At 62.8% G+C, this 24586-nt stretch carries 21 protein-coding genes; 10 read left to right on the top strand and 11 right to left on the bottom strand.

Features of this window, described 5'->3' with window-relative positions; all coding sequences use genetic code 11:
• Both U4Y88_RS24610 and U4Y88_RS24605 read left to right on the top strand, forming a co-directional pair.
• Positions 1-244 (top strand): SDR family oxidoreductase (locus U4Y88_RS24610; protein WP_321787075.1); only part of this gene is annotated, 244 nt, incomplete at its 5' end.
• A 93-nt stretch (positions 245-337) separates the two neighbouring features.
• Complete coding sequence (locus U4Y88_RS24605) at positions 338-1042, top strand: pirin family protein (RefSeq protein WP_321787073.1); 705 nt, start codon at positions 338-340, stop codon at positions 1040-1042.
• A gap of 111 nt (positions 1043-1153) precedes the next feature.
• On the opposite strand, the gene U4Y88_RS24600 is transcribed toward U4Y88_RS24605, so the two are convergent.
• From U4Y88_RS24600 to U4Y88_RS24585, 4 genes are all read right to left on the bottom strand, one after another.
• Positions 1154-1681, bottom strand: coding sequence for an RNA polymerase sigma factor (locus U4Y88_RS24600; RefSeq protein WP_321787071.1), 528 nt, complete (start codon positions 1679-1681; stop codon positions 1154-1156).
• A gap of 287 nt (positions 1682-1968) precedes the next feature.
• The gene (locus U4Y88_RS24595) at positions 1969-3450 is read right to left on the bottom strand and encodes a YncE family protein (protein ID WP_321787068.1); all 1482 of its coding nucleotides are present in this window, start codon (positions 3448-3450) and stop codon (positions 1969-1971) included.
• The gene (locus U4Y88_RS24590) at positions 3447-3947 is read right to left on the bottom strand and encodes a DUF305 domain-containing protein (protein WP_321787088.1); all 501 of its coding nucleotides are present in this window, start codon (positions 3945-3947) and stop codon (positions 3447-3449) included. Before U4Y88_RS24590 ends, U4Y88_RS24595 begins: the two co-directional genes overlap by 4 nt.
• 531 nt (positions 3948-4478) lie before the next feature.
• A complete protein-coding gene (locus U4Y88_RS24585) occupies positions 4479-5828 on the bottom strand; it encodes an MFS transporter (protein WP_321787066.1) in 1350 nt (449 codons plus the stop codon).
• Here U4Y88_RS24585 and U4Y88_RS24580 point away from each other — a divergent pair.
• Positions 5827-5964 (top strand): hypothetical protein, encoded by a 138-nt coding sequence (locus tag U4Y88_RS24580; protein ID WP_321787064.1) that lies wholly within the window; start codon positions 5827-5829, stop codon positions 5962-5964. The two genes, U4Y88_RS24585 and U4Y88_RS24580, sit on opposite strands and share 2 nt — an antisense overlap.
• A 478-nt stretch (positions 5965-6442) precedes the next feature.
• On the opposite strand, the gene U4Y88_RS24575 is transcribed toward U4Y88_RS24580, so the two are convergent.
• A complete protein-coding gene (locus tag U4Y88_RS24575; RefSeq protein ID WP_321787062.1) occupies positions 6443-7180 on the bottom strand; it encodes a hypothetical protein in 738 nt (245 codons plus the stop codon).
• A 622-nt stretch (positions 7181-7802) separates the two neighbouring features.
• On the opposite strand from U4Y88_RS24575, the gene U4Y88_RS24570 reads away from it, so the two are divergent.
• Entirely contained in the window at positions 7803-9674 is a 1872-nt protein-coding gene (locus tag U4Y88_RS24570) for a hypothetical protein (protein WP_321787059.1), read from the top strand.
• 327 nt (positions 9675-10001) lie between these two features.
• Here U4Y88_RS24570 and U4Y88_RS24565 read toward each other — a convergent pair whose 3' ends face one another.
• The 5 genes from U4Y88_RS24565 to U4Y88_RS24545 all read right to left on the bottom strand — a co-directional run bounded on the left by U4Y88_RS24565 (position 10002) and on the right by U4Y88_RS24545 (position 15748).
• Entirely contained in the window at positions 10002-10856 is an 855-nt protein-coding gene (locus U4Y88_RS24565) for an IclR family transcriptional regulator (RefSeq protein ID WP_310633539.1), read from the bottom strand.
• Positions 10857-10980: 124 nt separating this feature from the next.
• Entirely contained in the window at positions 10981-12390 is a 1410-nt protein-coding gene (locus U4Y88_RS24560) for an MFS transporter (protein WP_321787057.1), read from the bottom strand.
• A gap of 94 nt (positions 12391-12484) precedes the next feature.
• Complete coding sequence (locus U4Y88_RS24555; RefSeq protein ID WP_321787055.1) at positions 12485-13318, bottom strand: sugar phosphate isomerase/epimerase; 834 nt, start codon at positions 13316-13318, stop codon at positions 12485-12487.
• Between the two features lie 59 nt (positions 13319-13377).
• Complete coding sequence (locus U4Y88_RS24550) at positions 13378-13989, bottom strand: NIPSNAP family protein (protein ID WP_310633536.1); 612 nt, start codon at positions 13987-13989, stop codon at positions 13378-13380.
• A complete protein-coding gene (locus U4Y88_RS24545; protein ID WP_321787053.1) occupies positions 13976-15748 on the bottom strand; it encodes an FAD-dependent oxidoreductase in 1773 nt (590 codons plus the stop codon). Before U4Y88_RS24545 ends, U4Y88_RS24550 begins: the two co-directional genes overlap by 14 nt.
• Positions 15749-15903: 155 nt before the next feature.
• Between U4Y88_RS24545 and U4Y88_RS24540 the strand changes: the two genes are divergently transcribed.
• Positions 15904-16818 carry an NAD(P)-dependent oxidoreductase gene (locus tag U4Y88_RS24540; RefSeq protein ID WP_321787051.1) on the top strand — a complete coding sequence of 305 codons (915 nt, stop codon included), beginning with the start codon at positions 15904-15906 and terminating at the stop codon, positions 16816-16818.
• A 4-nt stretch (positions 16819-16822) separates the two neighbouring features.
• Here the strand turns inward: U4Y88_RS24540 and U4Y88_RS24535 are convergent, their stop codons facing one another.
• Positions 16823-17878: a Gfo/Idh/MocA family oxidoreductase gene (locus U4Y88_RS24535; RefSeq protein ID WP_321787049.1), complete on the bottom strand. Its 1056-nt coding sequence runs from the start codon at positions 17876-17878 to the stop codon at positions 16823-16825.
• A gap of 206 nt (positions 17879-18084) precedes the next feature.
• Here U4Y88_RS24535 and U4Y88_RS24530 point away from each other — a divergent pair, with 206 nt between their 5' ends.
• From U4Y88_RS24530 to U4Y88_RS24510, 5 genes are all read left to right on the top strand, one after another.
• Entirely contained in the window at positions 18085-19407 is a 1323-nt protein-coding gene (locus U4Y88_RS24530; protein ID WP_321787047.1) for an ABC transporter substrate-binding protein, read from the top strand.
• A gap of 88 nt (positions 19408-19495) precedes the next feature.
• Positions 19496-20365 (top strand): branched-chain amino acid ABC transporter permease, encoded by an 870-nt coding sequence (locus U4Y88_RS24525; protein ID WP_321787044.1) that lies wholly within the window; start codon positions 19496-19498, stop codon positions 20363-20365.
• A complete protein-coding gene (locus U4Y88_RS24520; RefSeq protein WP_321787042.1) occupies positions 20362-22923 on the top strand; it encodes a branched-chain amino acid ABC transporter ATP-binding protein/permease in 2562 nt (853 codons plus the stop codon). The genes U4Y88_RS24525 and U4Y88_RS24520 overlap by 4 nt, the downstream gene beginning before the upstream one ends.
• Entirely contained in the window at positions 22920-23780 is an 861-nt protein-coding gene (locus U4Y88_RS24515; RefSeq protein WP_321787040.1) for a shikimate dehydrogenase, read from the top strand. Before U4Y88_RS24520 ends, U4Y88_RS24515 begins: the two co-directional genes overlap by 4 nt.
• Complete coding sequence (locus tag U4Y88_RS24510) at positions 23777-24517, top strand: SDR family NAD(P)-dependent oxidoreductase (protein ID WP_321787038.1); 741 nt, start codon at positions 23777-23779, stop codon at positions 24515-24517. The genes U4Y88_RS24515 and U4Y88_RS24510 overlap by 4 nt, the downstream gene beginning before the upstream one ends.
• The last annotated feature ends 69 nt before the right edge of the window (positions 24518-24586 follow it).

Below are 24586 nucleotides of genomic sequence, written 5' to 3'. Positions count from 1 at the left end.
TCGCCAGATCCGCGTGAACACGATCAGCCCCGGCGCGACGCGCACGCCCGGCCTGCTCGACCTGGCCGGTGACGACGCCGCACAGCGCCAGGGTCTCGCCGACTATCTGGCCGCGCAGATTCCGATGGGCCGTCTGGGCGAACCGAACGAAATCGCCAGCGCCGCGCTGTTCCTCGCTTCGGACGACGCGAGCTTCGTGAACGGCATCGAACTGTTCGTCGATGGCGGTCAGCAGCAAGTCTGAGCGTGGTTCGAGCGAATTCAGGGCGCGCGCAGGCGAATTCAACGATCGCATCCGCGCCCTGCTCGCATCGGCTCACTCAAACGGAGTTTCATCATGATCGAACATCGCCCTTTTCATTCGCTCGGCGCCCTCCGGCGCGACTGGCTCCATGCGCGGCTGCATTTTCGCGTAGGCGAAACCGGACGCACGGAGCACGCGCCGCTCGGCCCGCTCCACGTCTGGAACGACGACGAATTCGCGCCCCACTCGGGTTTCGGCCTGCACGCGCACCGCGACGTGGAGATCGTCACATGGGTGCGCTCGGGCGCCATCACGCATGAAGACGATGCAGGCAATCGCGCGCGCCTCGTCGCTGATTCCGTGCAGGCGATGAGTGCGGGCTCGACGATCTATCACGCCGAGCGCAACGACGAGGATAAACCTGCGCGGCTGTTTCAGATCTGGTTGCGTCCGCGTACGCCAGGCGGCACGCCTCGCTGGGCAACGCGAGCCTGCCCACGCGAATATCGCGAAGGCCGCTTCGTTACGCTGGCGAGCGGCGATCCAGACGACGTGCGAGCAGGCGCGTTACCCATCAACGCAGACGCTCGGGTCAGTGTTGCCACGCTGCGAGAGGGAGCAAGCGTGAGTCGGACGATGCCCGGCGCGCGGGCAGCCTACCTTGTATCGGACCACGGCGACATCGATGTCGGGTCACTTCGCGTCAGCGCTCGCGATGGTGTTGCTATTCGGCGAGAGCGCGAAATTTCACTCACGGCTCACAAAGACACCGACATCGTCATTGTCGAGTTGCTATGAGGGTGCTGAAACTTGCCAGGTACGAGTCCGAGAATGCCGGTAACCGGCAAGCCACGGCGCCTCGTGTCATGTTTTTGGAAACTACGTGGCGAGCCGGGAAAATCTGAAGCGTTACTGCGCCATTCTCTGCTTCGATCGTTTCCTGGGACTGTTCATTGACATCAATAGTCGCAGTCGTTCCCGTCCACGCGAAAGCCGGGACATGACCGTTCCGATCGGAATATCCAACGCGAGCGCGATCTCTGCATAGCTACATTCTTCGACGCCAACGAGCAGAACGACCTGAAGCTGTTCATCCGGAATCTGCATTAGCGCACGCTCGAGATCTCGAATCTCCAGGCGTCTCGATGGATTCGACGTGGTCACCATCTCGTCGAGAAACCATTCATTCTTTTCATCGACACCCATGTGTAGGGCCTTTTCCGATTTCTTGAGAATCGTATTCACATACACATTGTGCATGAGGGTAAAGGTCCAGGCGCGCAGGTCGGTTCCGTTCTGAAAAAGCGCACGCTTGTTGAGCGCGCGCTCAAGTGTGTCCTGAACCAGATCGTCGGCCTGCTCGCGACAACGCATCAGCGCTCTCGCGTATCTCCTCAATCGCGGCACCTGATCCACGAGCTGATGTCGAAAATCCATTTCCTCTCCGCAGGATCGTACCTTGAATAACCGTTATTCAGCCCTTTCATAACTCTTAAGATTTCTGAAGGACTTCTCGCGCAATTCCGAATAGGGTTTTGATGATGGCAGTGACCCATTCATCGCTTTCTCAGACCCGACGCGGCGGCAATGATCCGGCCGGCGGCCATCGAGAGCGAGCGTTGTTTGCCAACGCTCACTGATGCCGAATGAAAGCGGCAGCAAGGCGCTGCCGCGTGACGGTGGACGGTGGCAGAGGCCCGCAGCGCGTGCCCCTGCCCACTCGGTCAATTGAGCGCCTGAACCTGCACCGGCGATCCGGTGTGACCATCGATCAACGGCACGATGACGAGATAACGTCGACCCGCTTCCGGTTGAGGCGCATTCACCGAAACGACTTGCCGTATCTGACCAATCGCATTGACGATGGCCGAGCCAGCGGGATTGGTCATAAAGTTCGCCAACGCATCAATGCGCCCACTGCCATCCGGGCGATCAGCCAGGCCAAGGACGTAGGGTTGCTTCGGCTTCAGGCCCGTTACCGACGCCTGGAGCACCTGCAGCAAGCCCTGATCGAAAAGCGCAACGCTTGTCGGGAAATTCGCTGCACCCGATGCGTGCGCCCCTGCCGCGCCAAGATAAAGGTGAGCGGTATTGCCGGCAACGCCAAGCGGCTGGAGGTTTTGCATGCCGTCACCTTCGGCCACCGCGCCAGGAACATACGTGACAGCCTGAGGCGCCTGGCCAATCGGCACCTGTGCAATCACCTTGTTGGTCAGCGTATCGATGGCGGCAAGTGCATCGGCGTTTTCCAGCCCGACATACACGCGCGTACCGTCTCCCGAAGGCCAGATACCATGCGGCAGATTGCCAACCGGGATCGTCGCTACCTGCTCGTAGTTGTCGGTACGGAACACTTTCACTTCGTTCAAACCGCCCACCGTCACGTACGCGAACATCCCCTGGGCGTTCTTGACGATATTCACGTGGTTGGTGATCGGGCCAGTGTCCAGCGTCTTGAGCAAATTGAACGGCGGCTTCGCCTCGAATACCTGCGTTTTACCGACATCCTTGAGGGTGAACCAGACCTGCTTGCCATCCGGACTGGCGGCAATGTTCGGGCAAAACGGACTGGCTTGCTGCACCTTGCCGACGATCTGGTGATCGGCCACCGAAATCACATCGACCTCGGGATTGAAGGACGAGCAAACGTAGCCGTACTTTCCATCGGGCGAAAATATCTGCATGCCGGGCCCGGCGGGAACGGTAATACGCGTCTTTTCCTCGTAAGTCGTGCCGTCGAGGACCGCGACATAATTCTCGCCGCGCACCGTCACCCAGACTTCCTTTCCGTCGGGCGTGAAAAACGCCTCATGCGGGGACCGCCCAACGTACGTCACATGCTTGACGGCATTGGTTTCGGTATCGATGAACGACACCGAGTTCGATCCGATGGACACGACCGCGAGTGTCTTGTGATCGGGCGAAAATCCCATGCCGTGAACCAGCACCTGACCACGGTAGAGCGGGCTAAAGTTCGTCGGCGCTGGATCGCCGAGTCGAATCACGCCGAGAAGGCGATTGTCTGCGGGATCGGTGACCGAGACCGTATTGGAGAACTGTTCGGCCGCATAAACCCGATCGTGGTGGCTGACGCCGATATCAGGCGCGCTTTCGGCGCCCGGAACCTGCCCGGCCGAAGCGAGACTGGAGACGGCAAAAGCCACAGCGAAGGCAATGGTCCGCAACGTCAATACGCGTGCACTCATTTCTGATCCTCGTGATTGGACGTCGATGCCGGCGTGTCCATGTGCATGTTCATGTGCATCGACGAATGGTCAGGCTCGTTAGCCTTGTTGGGATGGATCTGGTCAGGCGACGGCACCGAAGGCGGAAGCGACTGCCCCAGCGCGACACGCATCGCCACAATTTCTTGCTGCTGCTCGACGATAATTTCCTGTGCGATACGGCGCAGTTGCTCGTTCGTGCCATGCCTGAGCTCGGCTTGCGCCATATCGATCGCGCCCTGATGATGGGGAATCATCATCGCGACGAAATCCTGATCGACGTCGCCCGACGGCTTCACTGACATGCCATCCATCATCTTCGACATCGCTACGTCGTTTTCTTTTAGAAACGTCGATTCTGCTTCTGTCTTTGACGTGACCTCGCCGCCCGAAGCATAGGCAGCGGATGAAATCGATAAATACGCGAGCACGACGAGAATGCCCGGAAGCAACGGCTTTACGGTTTTGAATACATTCATGGTTTTCCCTTGGCCTTCATTCACCGTGGCAAACACGGTCGTTTAGTGCCTTATTCCAGACGGACCGAAATTTTCGCGCGCGCTGTGACATGGACGGAGAGCACCGTCACAACGGTTCAACTAGTGAAGTTGGATTCGGGTTAAACGAATTGCGATGTACGTTCGCTGTTTTCTATCTGGAGATAGCAACGCTTTGTGCTTGCCAGGCGAGGGCCGTTTTGTGCATCGCCCCACGATTCATTCCTGGCGCATTCGTCACTCAGCGCGGCAAGCAGGCGCTTGTTTATATGTATAGGGAATCTATCGATCTTCGCAATGAATGTCACTGCCCGCGGGCTGAAAGATTCTTAAAATTGAAGAATCTTCGGACTAGTGCCGATTCGCCACGCCCGCCGCGACAAAGGTGTTGTCGCGCTGCTGCTGCGGAATCTCCGTATCCTCGATGAAACTCGCGCCAAGGGAGCAGTCACTTGGCGTCACCTCTGTCAAAAGTCGGCAGGTTTCTTCCGGCGAGCGGCAGTCGCAAGGGCTTCAGCTATTTACCAGATGCTTTGGCAACAGTAAGGTCAATATCGAGCCGAGCAGCAGACAGCCGACCATTGCCGCGACCGGTACCATCGGACTGCCAGAACTTTGCTTCAGATACCCTACCGTATAAGTTCCAAAGAATCCCCCGAGATTACCGACGGCACTGATCAAGCCGATACCACCTGCGGCCGCAGCCGGGGCAAGCACGGCAGTCGGCATGCTCCAGAAAATTGCCAGCACAGACAGCAGGCCCGCGGCTGCAATACACAATGCAAATACGGACAGCCCAACGCTGTGGTGCAACAGTGCGGACATCGTCAATCCAAGCGCCGCGAGAAACATCAGCGCGGCGACATGCAAGCGCCTTTCGCCGATCCGGTCAACGTTACGCCCCACCAAAATTATCGCCACTATCGCGACCACGTTCGGGAGCGCCGTAAGCAGACCTACCCGCAGGTTGCCGTCAACGCCGAGCGAGTGAATGATAGTCGGAGCCCATAATGCGTAGCCATAGCACGCGAACCCATCGAGAAAAAAGATCGTGCAGAATGCCCATACGAGACCGCTTGAATAGACTGCCCCAGACGCGATGGGCAAACTCATTTTGCCATCGCGGGCAAGTGCGCGAGCAAGGAGACCGCGGTCGACCGCATCATAGCGCGGGCTATCAATAACGTTGTCTTCGAGACGCCACCAGCACAACAGGGCGGCGATGAATGCCGGTACTGAATCGACAATCAGCATCCATCTCCAGCCAGCAATATTCAGCGCTCCGTCGAGGTAATGCATGACAAGGCCGGCGAGTGGCGAGCCGATTACACCCGCCAGCGGCAGGGCCACATAAAACGTCGAAATTACGCGCCCCCGGTGACGTCGCGGAAACGAATGTGAGATGTAATAGATGATGCCCGGTACCAGGCCTGCTTCGGCGATGCCGAGCAGATACCGCATCGCGTAGAACTGCCTCGGTGTAGAGATCAGCGTCGTCAGCGCCGTGAGGAGCCCCCACGAGACTATGATGCGCGTCAGCCAGTGGCGCGCACCGACGCGCTGCAAAATCATATTGCTCGGCACCTCAAACACGACGAAACCCAGCAAAAATGTTCCCGCGCCGAAACCGAACACCACATCTGAAAAGCCGAGCTGGCTAGCCAGCTGCAATCGCATGAAACTGACGTTGACGCGATCGATATAAGCCGCCACGTAGGCAAACATCAGCACCGGCAGGATGTGCCACATAAGGGTACGGCAGATGCGTTCCTCAGCGGCGGTATCGGAGATAGCGGACGCCGAAGCGTCCGCGAGAGTCGCATTAGATTGCAAATCGGTCTCTCGAAGGAGTGCAGCCGACATGGGTTCATTGGACGAACTGGACTGCATCGCGCGTGGTTGCCATCGCATCATGAAGAGACTCGCCGTGGACATTGAAAGCTGGGACGCGGCCATACACTGCATCACGCAGTTCATGTCTGATGGCGTGAAACGGTGAACCGATGCGTACGCTCAACACGCCCGCTCACAAGGAGCGCCTAGCGCTCAGTTGATAGTAGTTTTGAGAGCCGCGTATCTTACCGGATTTAATATCTATGCAACATCGCATTAGCGATGCTGCGTCAGAGGTGGTGCGCGTAATGCGAGACCCCGGCCAGCAATCCGGTGGCGTTCATTGATTAGTTTTACAACATACTCCCAATGGCTTTACCTAATCCCACGATGGGATGACCAGCCGCCTACGCTCGTTTTTCTACGCGTCCTTATCGGATCTATGTGCTATTCGGGCATGCTTTTACCGATTCCAGCACGCTTGCCGAAGAACTCCGCAGACACCGCCTGCTCAGTCGGTAGCCACGCCAGAACGGATGGTGATCTTGAGTCGGCGAGCCATTGCTTTGGCTCCGAAAACACCGATCGCGTTACGCATTTGGCGGTCACACTCCCCGGCGACGCAGCATCGTTACGCAGTGATTCTACGGTGCGGCACCGCCCGTCGTTGTGCTTCCTGTTCGGCTTGCGGTCAGATGCCCGATCAGACACTTTCTGCACGGCGGCATGGCGCAAATCGGGTTTAAATCGCACACGGGTGTCGATCTACCATTCGCTCCAATTGCATAATCGATCTGGAACGACGCAAAACCTACGATTGCCGTGTCTCCTCCAGAGTTCAGGATCGCACTGTCGGAGACGACGGGCAAGGTCACGACCATTGGAAGCGTCGCTGGAAAGTCGTTGTATAACGACGGCAGTTTCAGGCCTGGCGCGATAAAGATCGTCTCGCCGACCGACAAATCGATTCCGCTTTCGTGGGTAATCAGGCAATTGAGTACGAAGGCGCTCCTCGGATTCATACCCGAGCATGGCCCATAAGCACTGGGATTCGAATCGAGGGTCAGCGCAGTCCACTGCGCAGCCGGGCCCGCACAGTTCAATGGCACGCCGCCGCCAATCTGTATCTCCAGGCCGGCCGGGCGTTGGCCGCTGCTCCAGTAGGCAGGATTCTGGTAGACACACTGGTTCAATGCGATCGGGAAAAAGCTCCCACGCGCTGCCATGTCTGACGCGGAGACGGTGGCAACGGTCTCCGCCATGGCATATAGGCTCGCCATCGCGGCGCAGCCAAGCAGTGCAACCATAAACAAGGCCCGTCGAACGACGGCAGTACGTCTTTTACGGTATGCCACGCTGCGGTGGCAGGTCATCTTGTCCATGTCGGCTTACACCCTGTGCGCAGGTTCAACGCGGCGCTATTGACAAACACCGTTATTGACGAAGTCATCCCGAGTTCGAATTTAATGCTGTTGAATGGACAGATGTGTGCGCCTTCGAACGACTGATGCGGATTAGCTAGTGGACATCGGTCATATGCACTGCGCTGGCCACTGAGGGTCGCACTGAGCCGGTCGTCCTACTGTGCATGCAGAAAGTCCGTCCCCACGACATTGCCGAGTACGCATACAGCCAGGTACAGATGGCTCCTGCGATTGGCCTGATCACCGCTAAAAATCAATGGCCCGGCTGATCAAGCCCCCATTCATCTGCTACTTTTTGCGTTAGATCAAGATTTCATCGACTCCCACCAAAATGTCCTACCAAATAGACTTTTTGTACAAGGAAATCTCCGTTCCATAAGCGCAGAGTAGCGCTCTATCGAGACATATCGAATCAACAATAATGAAAGAAGAGACACCCTCAAATTCCCTCCATTAATTCCCCTCTCAAAGATCGACATCGGAAATCACCGATCAACAATATCCTCGTCGAAAATCGTCTTGACGAAATAAACCCTCTAATTTCGTCATTAAATCAAATCACCCAAAAAGAGTCTGCCCGATGAAAAAGAAGAATCTGATCATAGGCCTCGCCTGCTCGGCCAGCGTAATCGCCTCGGTTCCGGCCGTTGCCAAAGACACATTGCTCTTCAATCGTATCGCCCCGACCAGCTCCGAGCTGTACGTGGCCAATGCCAACGGCACTGGAGAACACAAGCTGCTCGGCACGCCGGGATTCGATTACAACGCGCGATTTTCGGATGATGGCCAATGGATCGTTTTTACTTCGGAGCGCGAAGGACGCGGGCAATCCGACATCTATCGCGTGAAGGCGGACGGTACTGCACTCGAACGCCTCACAGACGATCCGGCCGTGGATGATCAGGCGTCGATGTCGCCGGACAATCGCTATGTGGCCTTCATGTCTGATCGCGGCTCGCATCGCGCCAATATCTGGATCCTCGATCTCAAGACACGCAAGCTGACCGATTTGACCGGTAAGGCATCGATTCAAGGTGACCCGATGAAACCCGATGGTTTCTATCGCCCTTCGTGGTCGCCCGATGGAAAGTGGATTGCCTTCACATCCGATCGCGACACGGAATGGAAATCTCATGACAAGGGCGTCGCGTGGGAGCATTTGCAGGAGCTGTCCGTCTATATCGTCCATCCCGATGGCAGCGAATTCAAACGACTGTCTCCGGCAGGCGTGACGACCGGTTCACCCAAGTGGTCGGCTGACGGCAAACAATTGATCGCCTATCAGGGTGATGTCGAGGTGAGCTGGCTGGCTCGCGTGGATCAGCTGTCGATGAAGGCGACCTCGCAGATCGTGGCGATCGATGTGGCAACCGGGCATTCCACTGCGCTGACGGCCGGACCTGGCATGAAGCTCAATCCACAGTTCTTGCCGGATGGGCGCTTCGGCTACAGCACGAAGTCAGCGCAAACGACGGGGATTATGTATTCCGATGGACCTGAACCGTTTCCCGCGAACCTGCGCGACCCGTCGTGGAGTCATGATGGAAAGCAGGTCGTCTACGAACGCATCGAGAACCTGCCGCTGGCGCAGAACACGCCGCTGTATAGCTGGAATCCCAAGTTCGACTACCGTTACACGGACGTCTTTCCGATGTTTGCCAAGGACGGCACACTTGCCCTGTCCGATAAGAACGACGACACCTCGCTCGTGATCATGAAAGCCGATGGTACGAACAAGAAGCGGGTGTTTCAGTCGACCACCAAATGTGCTTCTGGCAAGAATCCGTCAGGCCCTTGCGGAGACATGATCGGCGTCGCACTGGCACCGTCCTGGATGCCGGACAGCAAGTCGCTGGTCTTCAGCTTCGGCGGCTATTGGCGAACCCGCGACCAGAACGTGGCCAACGTCAAGATGATCAATCGTGACGGCACGGGTGTTCAGGACTTGACCTCTCCCACGTCGAACACCGGATTCGCCAGCGTCTCCCCGGATGGCAAGCAGATGGTCTTCCGGTCGTGGGCTAAAGGCGACGAGGGATTGCGCATCATGGATCTCGAAACACGCAAGGTTCGCGTGCTCACGAGCGATTGGGACAACGTGCCGGGCTGGTCGCCCGCGGACGACCGGATCGTGTTCACACGCAAGCAGAAAGACGGCAATTTCGACATCTTTACGATCAAGTCGGACGGCACCGAACTGCGTCGCCTGACGAACTTCCCGGCATCCGATGCGCATGCTGTCTGGAGTTGGGACGGCAAGAAGATTCTGTGGAACAGCAGCGAATATGGCTTCAAGGACGAAGCGGCGCTTTATGACAATTCATTCCAGCCATACGGGCAGGTATGGTCGATGAATCCGGACGGCTCCGAAAAGGAAATGCTGACCGACAGCCGTTGGGAAGACTCGATGCCAGCCTTTGTGCCGCCACCGTCTCACATCACCGCGAAATAGTTTTGGCGTTACTGGGGCTGCGCACCAACAGCGCCTGAGGGAAGACCGGAACGCTGCACCGGCCGTCTCCGGTTTTTCCTCGGCTGGCGCCCTCCTGGACCAAGCGAGGTTGCTGGGGATAGCTAGCCGTTGCACTGACCAGATGGCCGCTTCGAAACACCGAACGGGCACTCGTGTCACCGCGGCGAACGGCGACTTGGGGTCGCCTTCTGCCAACTGTTACGAATCTGCCTGTCCCAAACTATCTACATGGGACGAGGCCAACTTCTGCGCAAAAGACCGAACGTTGCGCTAGCTGCCGCAGAGAAAATCAAAAAATAGCTACATTCATTTTGACGCCGCGCGCCCGCGCACCTTGCCGCCGCCGCGCACGGGTTCGACGTCGGCAGCCGTCACGGCCTTGGGCTTGAAGTAGAGCGAGCTCAACGTCGCCGCCCCCATGTCCGAAGCCGCCTCCAGCAGGTAAGGTGCAAGTTCCTTGAGGCGCTCCTCCGGCAAGCGGCTGCTCGGTCCGGCGAGACTGACGATGCCAACCACCTCGTTCGTCACAGGATTGCGCACCGCCGCCGCGATCGATGTCATGCCGGTTTCGTAGGTTTCGATGGCGACGCCATAGCCACGCTGGCGCGCACCGTTGAGGTCCTTCAGGAACTGCTGGATGGTCTTGGGCGCGCGCGGCGCGTTGTGTGCTTTCGGCCCGAGCCCGCCTTGCCTGGACACCAGTTCGATCGCGCGTTCGTCCGGCAGTGTGGCGAGCCACGCCTGTCCGCTCGCCGTGCAATGCAGCGGGGGATTGCTGCCCATGTCCGGGTCGTAGCGCAAGCCCGATTTCGCACCTTGAGCCTTGCCAACGAAGGTGATGTGATCGTTCTCAACCACGCCAAGCCGCGCCAGTTCGCCCGAAGCTTCAGCGAGCCGGTCGAGCACCGGCTGCGAGATGTCGAACACGCCGCTCGTCGACAGGTAGATCAGCGCCAGCGACACGAGCTTCATGGCCAGCATGTACTCGCCATGCTCCTCGTCCTGACGCACGAAGCCCTCTTCGATCAGCATGGCCAGAAGCCGGTGCGTGCCGCTGCGGGGAATGTCCAGCGTGTCCGCAATGGTGGCCAGTGGCATGCGGCCACCGTTTTTCGCCAACAGTTCAAGCACACCCAGTGCACGCTCAAGATTCCCGGCCATATCGATTTCTCATCTGTATTCGTGGATATGAAATGAGAACACAATTCCATACTGGAATTCAAGCTGAATCGAATGAGCGTGCGTTTGGATTAGCGTCGGGTCAAACGCCCGCTCGACAGCCTGCTCAATGCCCCGCGCTCACCCTCACCGGCGTGAACGCGCCCCGATGGCGAGCGCCCTTGAGCAGCACGGCCAGCCCGCCCACCGTCGCGGGCACCGCCAGCGCCGTGAACACCGCGCCAAAGCTCCAGTTCGCATGCAGCATGGCTGCGCCCACCAGCGCGCCGGCAATACCGCCAAAGCGGCCCACGCCGAGCATCCAGCTCGTGCCCGTCGCGCGCATTTCGGTGGGATAAGAGCCGGCGGCGAGCGCGCAGAAGCCGGTGTTCGAGCCGTTCATGCAGTAGCCCATGCCGAACGCGAGCACGCAAATGATGCTGAAAGGATGCGCCGATGCGCCCATGTAGCAGGCCAGCACGCCGCCCACGAGCACGGTCGCGCCGAGCGCGCGATGGGGGTTGAAGCGATCCATCTGCCAGCCGATCAACACCGATCCGACCGTGCCGCCCGCCTGGAACAGCGCACCCACGACGGCCGCCTCGCCAAGCGAGAAACCCAGCCCGCGAATCAGCGTCGGCAGCCAGTTACCGAGCAGATAGACCGTCAGCAGTCCGGCGAAATAACAGATCCACAGCATCACGGTGCCAAAGGCATGTTCGCGCGACAGGATCGCGCGCACGGGACTGCGTGGCGCCTGAGCGGGCTCGTGCGAGACGAAACGGGTGTGCTCGTCGGCCGAACCCGGCTTCATCCGGTTGAGCACGCTGACGAGACGCGCACGGCGGCTTGGCTTGAGCGCCAGATAGCGCGCCGACTCGGGCAGCCATTTGATGAGCACCGGCACGTACAGGACTGGCAGCACGCCGCCCAGCATCAGCACCGACTGCCAGCCCCACTGCGTGATGAGCCACGCGCTCACGAAGCCGCCGCCCGCGGCGCCGAACGTGAAGCCGCAGAATACCGCCGTCACCATCAGTGCGCGGCGGCGCGGCGGCGCGTATTCGGCCATGAGCGTCGCCGCATTCGGCATCGACGCGCCAAGACCGATGCCCGTGAGGAAGCGCAGGATCGTGAGCGACGTCACGTCGACCGCGAACGCCGACGCCAGGCTCCACACGCCGAAGAACAGCACGGCCACGGTCATCACCGTCTTGCGGCCGAAGCGGTCCGACATGGGCCCCGCGCCCAGCGCGCCAAACGCCAGCCCAAGCAGACCGCCACTCATCACCGGTCCGAGCGCGTCACGCGGAATCGCCCAGGCGCTGGACAGCGACGGCGCGATAAAGCCGATCATGACCGTATCGAGCCCGTCGAGCATCACGATCATCATGCACAACAGCAGCACGAGCCATTGAAAGCGCCCGACCGGCTGGTCGTCGAGAAACTGCTGAACGTCGAGTGCGCGCGCGCCTGCTGCCGCTGCTTGACGCCGAGAGGCTGAATGGGCCGATCCGGCCGTTTGAGAAGAATCCATCGTTGTCTCCGTGTCATTTCTTCTTTTTATGTCGATTGAACGGCATGCCCAGACGGCGCTTCTTGTGACGCCTGCCCGGACAGCCCCATGCGTGTCAAACCGCGTCGTGCGCTTCCTTGAGCACCGCGCGCGTCGCCTCGCGCAGACGCCGCGCGCGATCCACGGCACGCGTCGTCTTCGCCCACCGCTCCGTCGGCACTTCGACGCTGACGGGCAGGCCATCCGGCAGCGCGCGCAGCATCCCGACGAGATCGAGGCCGCCCTCGCCCGGAATCATCCGCTCGCAGCGCGCCTGGAACAGCAAGGTATCGAGGTCGGCAGGCCGCGCCGCCGGCGCGTCGCAAAACTGCACGTAGCCGAAATACTCGCGCGGCAGCGCTCGCAAATCGTCGAGTGACGAACCCGCGCGGTCGAAGTGAATCGGGTCGATGATGAGACCGGTGTTGCGCCGCCCGCTCGCCTTTACGATGCGCGCGCCCGCTCCGATCTCCTTCACGTCCGTCCACGGCATCGGCTCGAGCGACGGTGAAAGACCGAGCGGCGCGGCAAGGTCGCAAAGCTGCCCGAGCCGGTCGATGGTGCGGGCTTCGTCAGGATCGTTGCCCGCCACCAGCACGTAGCGCGCACCGAGTTCCGCCGCCGTTTCGAGCATCGGCTTGTACTGGTTGACGTCGGTATCGGGCTTCAGGCGCAGGATCTCGACGTCGAGCACGCGCATGCCCGTATCCTTGAGCACGGCGAGGGTTTCGCGCTTGAGAGGCGTATCGCCGATGATCTCGTGGCGCACCTCGTGGTCAGTTGCGGGCAGCAGACGCAGGCCCACATAGTCGTAACCCGCATCGGCGGCGCACTGCACCATCTCCGGCGGACTCAGCTCCAGCACGGTAAGCGCCGACAACGAAAGCTCGCGCGATTGAGGCTCAATCATGATGTCTCCTGGTTTTATTGCGCGCGCAACGTTTTGCCGCGCGCGTTTTCGATGGTGCCTCAGCGCAGCGGCGAGAACGGCGCGGGCACGCAGATGGTCGATTCCATCGTCGTGAGATGCGCGGGTCCGCCCTTCGGCGGCCAGATGCCGTCTTTCACGGCCTCGGCGCGAATGCGCGAGCGCTCGTCCACGCTCGCATACGGCCAGATATTGAGGAAGCGCGGCACGTTGCCGTCGAGCGAATACATCGCGCCGACCAGCGGCGAGCGCTTCGTGCGCTCGGGCACCGCCTGCTCCCACGCGTTGATGGTGTGCTGCAGGCTGCCGAGTTTCGTGCCGTACACGCGCATCTCGTAGATGCCGCCGTGCGCGGCGGGCTCGATCGGCGGCAGGAACGGGAACAGCGCATAGCTTTCGGTTTTCACGTCATCGACGAATTCGCCCACGCCGAACGGATTGCCTTCGAGCAGCATGCGCTTGCGCTCCGCCACCAGCGCCGCTTCCGATTCGTAGCCACGCAAAACCAGCACCTGGCCGAGCGTGCCGATATCCGAATACCAGCAGCCGAGCAGCTTGCCGCCCTGCGGATCGCCACTGGCCTTGATACCTTCGAAAACCTGCGCATTGGTGCCGATTTTCACGGTGAGCGTCACGAGGTCATACAGTGTCATTGCATTGTCCTTGAGGATAAAGAGTGTCGGAGTGGGTATTCGATGAGTTGGCAGCAATAGACTGCATCGCACCGAGTGAGAGACCCGCGAGATAGCCGAAGGTCATTGCCGGGCCGAGCGTGATGCCGCCGCTCGGATAACAGCCGCCCATCATGCTGGCGCTGTCGTTGCCCACGGCGTAGAGACCGTCGATGGCGCGGCCTGTGTGGTCGAGTGCGCGCGCCTGTGAGTCGGTGGCAAGACCGGCGAATGTGCCGAGGCTTCCCGGAAGCAGCTTCACCGCGTAATACGGGCCGCTTTCGATCGGTGCGAGGCACGGGTTCGGCTTGTGTTCAGCGTCGCCCTGCACGCGGTTGTAGGGCGTCGATCCTTTATGGAACTGCGGATCGAAGCCTTGTTTCGCGTACTGGTTGTAGGTCGACACCGTGTCGGCCAGCGCGGTTGCGTCGATGCCGCATTGCGCGGCCAGCGCTTCGAGTGTGGCGGCGCGCTGCAGATAGCCGCTGCGCCGGTAAGGCCCCGTCGGAAACGGAAACGGCTTCGAAAATCCCAAGCCAAAGCGGCGCTGAAAGCGGTGATCGCAGATGAGCCACGCGCACACTTCGTCGCCGGCCGCTGTGGTGTCGAGCAGCGCACTGATGAAGTCGTGATACGACGACGCTTCGTTGACGAAGCGCTTGCCCGCGCGCGTCACCGCGATCACGCCCGGTTTGGCGCGCTCGATCAGATGCGGGAACGCCACGTCTTTCACGCCATCGTGTTCGGGCACGATCGACACCGGCGCCCATGCGGCGGGCGCATCCAGTGCGGCGTCGAAATGCGCGCCGATCGATTCCCCCAGCCGGATGCCGTCGCCGGTATTGCTACGCGGCGCGGCTGACCAGTGCTCGCGGCCCGACGGCGTATAGGTGAAGGTCCGCGCACGGCGCTCGATATCGTGTGGGTAACCGCCGCAGGCAAGCACGACGCCCCGCGCGGCGCGCACCTCGTGCACGACACCATCGATCTCGACGCGCGCGCCCATCACGCGCGATGCGTCGCGCAGCAGGCTGATGGCTTTGGCGCGGGTACGCAGATCCACGCCGCAATCGGCCGCCGATTTCAGCAGCCTGGCGGCGAGCGCATTGCCGTTCACCAGATGCATCGAGCGCCCGTAGCGCAGCGCCTGCCAGCCGAATGCCGCGAAACGGCGGCTGGCATAAAGCGCCGAGCGCAGCGAGCGCGTCGCGCGATAGAAGTGCGCGAGATCTTGCCCCGAGCCCAGCGCCATGCCCTTTATCGTCGCGACCGAGAGCGGCTTGCGCAGCCGGTCGATCAGCGGGCCAAGCTCGCGGCCGTCGAACGGCGCCGCACAGACCGAACGGCCGCCCGTGCCCGCGCCCGGCGTGGTATGGAAATCGGGGATGCGGTTGCCATCGATAAAACGCACGGCCGTGTGGCGCTCGAAAAATTCGATCATGGCCGGGCCGTGTTCGAGCAGCGCGTCGGCCTTGGCCGCATCGTACTGACCGCCCAGTTCGCTTTTCAGATACGTGCGCGGCGCGTCGATGTCTTCATGGATGCCCGCGCGCGTGGCTAGCGGATTGCGGGGGATCCACAACCAGCCGCCCGACCAGGCGGTCGTCCCGCCGAACACGGCCTCCTTTTCCGCGACGATCACGCGCAGGCCCTGCGTCGCCGCCGTCACTGCCGCCGAGAGCCCGCCCGCGCCGGAACCCAGCACCAGCACGTCGCAATCGAGTTTCGGTTCTCGCTTCATGTTCGGTATCGCCTTTCTTCCTGTGTCTCCGGAAACAGCGTCGCACTGTTTCTATGGAATTACTTTTCGTTGTGGAATACTATTCCACAAAAGAAGGTTTGGCAAAGACTTTGTGACCTGACGAGCGGCAAGGACACCGACATGGAGACGAAACAATGCAGGTACTGATCACAGGCGGCAGCGGGTTTCTCGGGGCATGGATCATGAAGCGGCTGCTTGCGCGCGGCATGGCGTGCGTGGCGTTCGACCTGCGCGCCAATGCGCGGCTGATCGAAGCGCTCGCCCCAGCAGATGCGGCGCGCGTGCGGTGGCGCACCGGCGACATCGCCAGCGCGTCCGACACGGCCCGCGCACTCGACGGCTGCGACACCGTCGTTCACCTCGCGGGCATCCTCACGCCCGATTGCGCGGCCAATCCGGTGCGCGGCGCGCAAATCAACCTGATCGGCACGCTCAACGTGTTCGAGGCCGCGCGTGCCGCGGGCCTGCGCCGCGTGCTGTACGCCGGCAGCGCGGGCGTATTCGGTCCCGCCGACGGCGCCACGCCCTTGCCGCAAACGCACTACGGCACCTTCAAGCTCGCCTGCGAAGGCTCGGCGCGCGCGTACTGGCACGACCACGGCATTGCGAGCATCGGTTTCCGCCCGCTCGTGGTCTACGGCGCAGGCCGCGAATCGGGATCGAGCGCCGGACCGAGCCTCGCGTGCCGCGCAGCCGCGCGCGGCGAGCGCTACACGATCCCGTTCAGCGGTTCGACCGGCCTCGTCTACGCTGACGATGTCGCCGCCGCGTATGAAGCGGCGCTGCTCCGCGAATTCGACGGCGCACACGCCTTCACCCTGGCAGGCGACATGACGCCGGTCGGCACGCTGATTGAACGGATCGAAGCGATCATGCCCGGCGCACAGATCGACGCGAGCGGGCCCCCGCTGCCCATCGCCACTGCGTTCCCGCACGATCCCGCGCTTGCTTACCTGCTGCCCAGTCTGCCGCACACCTCGCTGGAACACGGTTTGCGCGAGACTGTGGCGTTCTATCAGCAGACGCGCCACAGTCTTCAGCCATCCTGATCGTTTATCCGTTGCCCGCCTGCATGACTGCAGGCGCGACCGGCACACGCAGCGACGCCGCGCGATGGACCGCCAGCGTCGCCGCCAGCGTGCGTGCGCCATCGTCGGCGGCACACACGGCGGCCTCTTCGCGCGCGATGACCGCCGCGAAATGGCGCAACTGCTCGTGATAAGGATCGCCCGCGTGCGGCGTGCTGCGCTCGACGGTCAACGGCTCGTGCCAGCCCTTGCCGCTGCGGTATTCCCAGACATCGAGCTGCGGCAACGTCAACGACGCATCCGTGCCGATCAGGAAGTGGGTGTTCTCCTGCTGGCGCGGGTAATGCGCAGCCTCGCCCGCCGCGAGATCCCAGTTCCACGGCGCTGCGGCCGTATCGGAAACCACCAGCGTGCCGAGCGCGCCGCTCTCGAAACGCAGCAGCACCGCCGCCGTGTCTTCCACCGCGAAACCGCGCACGCTGTTCGAGGTTTGCGCCTGCACCTCGACGATCTCGCCCAGCAGGAACCGCATGATGTCGATGTCGTGAATCAGGTTGATGAGCACGGGGCCGCCGCCCGCCTCGCGACGCCACTGCATGTCGAAATACGCATCGGGCTTGTAGAAAGTGGCAAGCGCATTGGCTGCCACCGGCTTGCCCAGCCGCCCCGCGCGCACGATCTCGCGTGTCCGGCGCAGGATCGGATTGTGACGGCGATGGTGGCCCACCAGTAAGGGCACGCCCGCCTCGCGCGCGGCGCGATCGAGCCGCAGCGCGTCTTCCACATGATCGGCCACCGGCTTTTCGATCAGCGCGGCAATGCCGCGCGCCACGCACGCGAGCCCGACCTCCACATGGGTGGCGTTGGGCGTCGCGACGATCACCCCTTCGGGGCGCATTTCGTCGAGCATCGCTTCGTAACCGGCGAACCAGCGCAGCCCTTCGGCTTCGGCGAATTGCCGCGCGGCGGGTGAGGGATCGGCAATCGCCATCACCTGCACCTGCGGATGAAGCCGTGCGCGCTCCACATGCATCCTTCCGATCGCCCCCGCGCCGATCACCGCCAGTTGTCTCCTTGCCATCGTCTGTCTCCTCCTTTTCCTCAGTTGAAAGATTGCGCTCCAGGTGCGGCTACGGGTGAATACCCCGATACCCTGAAATTTGCTTTGATTGTTGAATACTATTCCAATTCGAACTAGAGTTCACAAAAAACTTTCGGCGCAACGCTTTCGACCGGTGTGCCGGACACAAGGAAACGACCCATTCAACGGGACAGGAGCGGAGACACATGACGAAAAAGCATCTTGAGGACAGCCACCTTTCGGCTCCCGAAGCATCGATTGCCGACACAACCACTTCGCCCGATGCGTCAGTGGCGGGCTTCTCGCGGCGCGCCTGGCTTGCCACCGCTGGCAAGGCGCTGGCAGGCGGGGCGGCCGTGCTCGCGGCTCCCGCCATCGTGCGAGCGCAGGGCGAGCAGCCGCTCAAGCTCGGCCTGCTGATGGCCAAGCAGGGCGTCTGGACGGAGCAAGGCGAAGTCATCGCCAACGGTGTGAAGCTCGCGCTCGATCAGGCGGGCAATCAGGCGCGCGGGCGCCGGCTCGAACTGGTCTGGTACGACGAGCCGAACCCGCAGTCGGCGCAGCAGAACATGCAGAAGCTCGTCGAGCAGGACAAGGCGATTGCGGTGATCGGCGGCACCAACAGCGGCACGTCGCTCGCCATGTCGTCGGTGGCGATGCGCACGAAAACGCCCTATATCGCCCCCAACGCCGCCGCGCGCGAATTGACCGGCAGCAGCTGCAATCCGTACACCTTCCGCGTTCTGAGCCCGACGCCCGTCACCTGCCGCGCGCTCGCGCCCTCGCTGCTGGCCATCGGCAAGAAGTGGCACTTCCTGGTCGCGAACTACGCGTATGGGCAGGACATCCAGCGTTCGATGTCGGATCTGCTCAAGCAGTCGGGCGGCACGATCGTGGGCGCGGACGTCACGCCGCTGAACACCACCGACTTCAGCTCCTTCATTCTCAAGATCCGCCAGTCGAAACCCGATGTCGTGCTGCTCGGCCTGCCGGGCGGCGACCTCTCGACCTTCCTCAAGCAGTACGCGGAAATGGGCATGAAAGGCCAGATCCCGGTGGCTTGTCCGATCATCGGCGATTCGGATCTCTGGTCGATCAACGTCGACGCCGCAACCGGCTATTACGGCAAGCCCTGGCATTTCAGCTCGCCGGGCCACTCGCCCGAGGAAGTCGCCTTCATCAAGCAGTACTCGGCCAAATACGGCAAGCCGCCCGCCGATAAGGCGTGGATCGGCTGGTTCACCGCGCGCGCGCTCCTCAAAGCCGTGAACGAGGCGAAAAGCACCTCGGGTGCGGACATCGTGCAAAGCCTCGAAACCGTGCAGGTCGGCGACAGCAGCGGCCCCGCGTATTTCCGCCCGTGGGATCACCAGCTTCTGCGGCGCTGGACCGTGTTCAAGGTCAAGGACCACATCACCGACAAATGGGACTGGCTCAACCAGGTCTCGGTCGTGCCGCAAAACACCACCGATCTCGACCGGCTCTACGGCTCGCGCCAGGAGATCGGCTGCACGATGGCGGCCCGCTGATGCGCCGCACACTCGCTGCATTCAAACCTGACTAATCCCGCGCGCGCAGCACGAAGCTCGCGGCTGCGCCGCAATCTGGAGTATGGGAATGGCAGAAATGGTGTTGTCCCAGGTCGTCAATGGACTGGTGCTGGGTTTCCTCTACGTGCTGCTCGCGATCGGTCTGTCGATCATCTGCGGGCTGCTGGGTATCGTCAATTTCGCACACGGCGCGCTGTTCGCACTGGGCGCGTACTTCGCCATCGCGCTGTCCACGCAGTTCGGCTGGGGCGCAGTCGCACTCGCGCCCGTGCTGGTCGCCGTCGTGGGCGTGCTCATCGAAGTGATCTTTATTCGTCGGCTCTACGGCAAAGAGCCGCTGCTCAGCCTGATCGTCACGTTCGCGCTCTCGCTGCTCATCACGGCGCTCACGCGCCTCATCTGGGGCGCGGGCGGCCTGCCGTTCAGCCCGCCGGAAGCGCTCGGCGGCTTTCTCGTCTATGGCCCGCTGCTCATCACGAAGTACCGCCTGTTCGTGCTGGCCGCGACGATCGCGATTCTTGTCGCGCTGTGGGCGTTCATGAAGTACACGCCCTACGGCCGCATCCTTCGCGCGGGCAGCCGTGACCCGGAAATGGTCGGGCTGCTCGGCATCAATCTGCCGCGCGTGCTGACCGGCGCATTCGCGCTCGGCGCGCTGCTGGCCGGCGCGGCCGGTCTGCTCGCCGCGCCGCTGCTGACCGTCACGCCCGGCATGGCGACCGCCGCGGTCATGCCCGCCTTCGTGATCGTGACGATCGGAGGGCTCGGCTCGTTCGCGGGCGCCGTGGTTGCGGGGCTGCTGGTGGGCGTCGTCACGGCGCTGGCGGTGCAGTTTTTCCCCGAAGGCTCGTCGGTGGCGATGTACGTGCTGATGGCCCTCGTCCTGCTCGTGCGCCCTCGCGGGCTTTTTGGTGAACGCTGGGAGCGCTTCGAATGAACCTCGCCAATCTCACACGGCATCCGGTCGCTGTCCTGACCATCAGCCTGATCGTCGTTTCGCTCGCACTCACGGCCAGCGGCACGCCGCTCGAACGCGCAACGCAGATCGCCATCTACACGCTCTACGGCATGGGCGTGAACCTGCTGGTCGCCTACACGGGGCTGGTGCCGTTCGGCGCTTCGGTGTTTTTCGGCACCTCGACGTACCTGGTCGCGGTCTCGCTACTGCGCTTCATCGGCAACGAGATGCTCGCGCTTGCCGCCAGCGTGATCCTGACGGCGGCGATGGCCGCGCTGATCGGTGCGGTGGTGCTGCGCCGGCGCGGGCTCTACTTCTCGCTGCTCACGCTCGCCTGCTCGCAGATCGCCTTCGAGATTGCCTTCAAATGGACCGACGTGACCGGCGGCGAAAACGGCCTGCAGAACGTGCCGCGCCCGACCTTTTCGAGCACTGCGGGCTTTCATGTGTTCGCCTGCGTGACGGTGATCGCCGTGGCATGGGCGCTCTGGCGGCTCGTGCATGCGCCGTTCGGGCGCGCGCTGCAGGCGCTGCGCGACAACGAGCAGCGCGCCGCGAGCCTCGGCTACGACACCTACCGGCTCAAGCTGCAGGCGTTTGTGATTTCGGCTGCGGTCATCGGCTATGCGGGCGGCCTGCTCTGCCTGATGCTGCAAGGCGCCTATGCGAACAACCTGAGCTGGGAGCACGCGGGCGACAGCCTGCTGATGACGGTGCTGGGCGGCGTCCATCAGTTTCTCGGACCGCTGTGGGGCGCGATTGCCTTCATCCTGCTCGAAGACAAGCTCAGCAGCCTCACCGAGCACTGGTGGCTGATCTTCGCGCCGATCATCATCGCGTTCGCGTTCTTCTCGCCCGAGGGTATTCAGGGTCTCGTGCAACGGCTGCTGCGCCGGCCCCGCTGGACGCTCGTGCGCGACACGATTCCCACGCGCCCGGAAATCATCGCCCCCTATCGCGCGAGCCGCGTGGACGCCGATCCCGCCAGGCCGGTGCTGAGTGTGCGCGGCTTGTCCAAGCGCTTTGGCTCGCTCGTGACCGCCGAGCAGATCGACCTCGATGTGTTTCCGTTCCGTCTGCACAGCTTTATCGGCCCGAACGGCGCGGGCAAGACGACTTTCTTCAACATGCTCACGGGCGTGCTGTCGCCGAGCGCGGGCGCAATTGTCTTCGATGGCCGCGACGTGACGAAGCTGCCGATGTTCCGCCGCGTGCGTCTGGGGATGAGCCGCTCGTTCCAGATCCTCAGCGTGTTCCGCAACCTCACGGTGTTCGAGAACGTGCGCGTGGCGGTGCAGGCCGCGCAGCGCGAGCGGCTTGGCCTGTGGCGCGATGCGCATGAACTCGACAAGCAGAACGCCCGCACGTGGTCGCTGCTCGCGGCGGTCGGTCTGGCCGATCGCGCGGCGCACAGCTGCGAAAGTCTCTCGCACGGCGAGCAGCGCCTGCTGGAAATCGCGCTTTCGCTGGCGACCGACGCACGCCTGCTGCTGCTCGACGAACCGCTCGCGGGTCTCGCCGAAGCCGATCGCGCACGCGTCGCCCACATCATCCGCGAACTCGCCAACCATCACGCCGTGCTGCTGATCGAGCATGACATCGACCGCGTGCTCACCATTTCGGATCGCGTGAGCGTGCTGCATCGCGGCCGGTTGATAGCAGACGGTTCGCCCGCCGAAGTGGCCCGGCACCCCGAAGTGATCGAGGCCTATATGGGCCATGCCAAAGGACAACGGCCTGTCGACGCGCGTCTGGCCGCGCGCGGCGGCGCGGTGGCGCAGGTCGCCGATGCGACCGCAACGCCCCGCGCGCTGCTGCGTCTCGAAGGCGTCAAGGCGGGCTACGCAGGCAACACGATTCTCGACGGCATCGATCTCACGCTCAACGAAGGCGAGGTCATCGCAATCCTCGGGCGTAACGGCGTGGGCAAGACCACAACGCTACGTGCCGCCACCGGCGTGGCGCAGCTCACGGCGGGCCGCATCACGTTCGCGGGTCACGACATCACGGGCCGCCCGGCGCACGTCATCAACCGGCTCGGTCTGGCGATGGTGCCGGAAGGGCGCCGCCTGTTCTCCAACCTCACGGTGAGCGAGAACCTGCGCCTCGCGGCGCGCAAGGGCGGCGCGAGCGTCGACGAAATGTTCGCGCTGTTCCCGCGCCTAGCCACCCGACGCGACGCGCGTGCCGAGCATCTGTCGGGCGGCGAACGGCAGATGGTGGCGATCGCGCGCGCCCTCATGGCGCCCGCCCGAGCGATCCTGCTCGACGAGCCGTTCGAAGGCCTCGCGCCCGCGGTCGTGCAGGAAGTGCTCGACGCCGTGGTCAAGCTGCGCGAGCGCGCAAGCATCGTGATCGTCGAGCATCAGGCCGACATGGTGCTGCCGATCGCTGATCGCGCCTATGTGCTCGTCAACGGCCGCGTGGCTTATGAAGGCAGCGCGAGCGCGCTGGAACAGGACGCGCTCACACAGGCAAAACTGCTCGGCATCATGCACGACGATGCCGGCACAACCCAGGAGATGAAAACAGCATGACTTCCCCCACTTTCACGGCCGCCCAGATCGTTGCGGACACATCCGTTTCGCTCGACGAGGGACTGAGCGGCGCCACGCGCATCTACTTCATCGTCGGCGATCCGATCGCCCAGGTGCGCTCGCCCAAAGGCGTGACGGCGGCGCTGCGCGCAGCGGGCCGTGACGCGCTGGTCGTCCCGGCGCACGTCGCGCCCGACGATCTGGCAGCGTTCTTCGCCGGCGTCACGCCCATGCGCAATGTCGACGGCGTGATCATCACGGTGCCGCACAAGTTCAGCGCGGCGGGCTTCTGCACGAGCCTCGCCGACGAAGCGGCGTTTCTCGGCGCGGCCAACACGCTACGCCGCGGCGCCGACGGTGGCTGGCACGGCGGCATGTTCGACGGCACCGGCTTCGTCGCCGCACTCGCGGACTCGGGCTGCGACCTGAGCGGCAAGCGCGCCCTGCTGGTCGGCGCGGGTGGCGCGGGATCGGCCATCGCCCAGGCGCTCGTGAACGCAGGCGTCGCCTCGCTCGACATCCGCGATAACGATGGCGCGCGCGTCAATGCGCTCGTCGAGCGGCTCGCGGCGCTCGGGCGCGGCGCGATGCGCGTGGCCGGCAGCGACGTGGCAGCCGAATCGTTCGACGTGGTGGTGAACGCCTCGCCGATGGGCATGCGCCCCGAAGACCCGCTGCCCATCGACGTCTCGCGCCTGCCCGCCACCACCTTCGTCGGCGACGTCGTCACCAAACCGCCGCTCACGCCCTTTATCGAAGCGGCGCGCGCGCGCGGTTGCAAGACCGTGACCGGCACGCAGATGTTCGCGCGTGTGTGCGACCGCATGGTCGAGTTCCTGCTCGACGACGCCGTATGAATGCGCCCGCGCGGGTCGCGATCGTGACCGGCGGCGCGGGCGGGCTGGGCCGCGCCATCGCGGCGCGCCTGCAACGCGACGGCCATCGCGTGGCGCTCTGGGATCTCGATGGCGACGCTGCCACGCAGGCCGCCGCGGCGCTGCCTGGCGGCTCGGCCATCGGCGTGCGCGTCGATGTCACCGATGCGGCGTCGGTCGAGTCCGCCATGCACGCCACGCTCACGCACTTCGGCAGCGTGCACGTGCTCGTGAACGGCGCGGGCGCAACCGGCCCGGTCGCCAACGTGGACGATTGCAATATCGCGGCCTGGCAACGCTGCATCGACGTGAATCTGCGCAGCGTCTTCCTGTGCTCGCGCGCGGCCGTGCAGCCGATGCGCGAAGGCGGTTTCGGGCGCATCGTCAACCTGGCCTCCATCGCGGGCAAGGAAGGCAACGCGCAGATGTCGGCGTACTCGGCCGCGAAAGCCGGTGTGATCGCCTTCACCAAGTCGATGGGCAAGGAGCTGGCGCTCACGCCCATCCGCGTGAACTGCATCGCACCCGCCGTGATCGAGACGCCGCTGCTGGCGCAGATGACGTCCGAGGCGCTGGCCGCGAGCCTCGCAAAAATCCCGATGCAACGTGCGGGCACGCCGCAGGAAGCGGCCAACCTCGTCGCCTGGCTGGCCTCCGACGAGTGCTCGTTTTCGAGCGGCGCGACCTTCGACCTCTCAGGAGGCCGCGCGACCTATTGATTGGCTTTGATTGACCACTGATTCACTTCTCGCACGACGGCGGCCCACGATACCGCCGTCACCTCGACC

Source organism: Paraburkholderia sp. J94 (genome assembly GCF_905220285.1).
Taxonomy (GTDB): Bacteria; Pseudomonadota; Gammaproteobacteria; order Burkholderiales; family Burkholderiaceae; genus Paraburkholderia; species Paraburkholderia tropica_A.
This window is presented reverse-complemented; position numbering and strand designations above follow the sequence as displayed.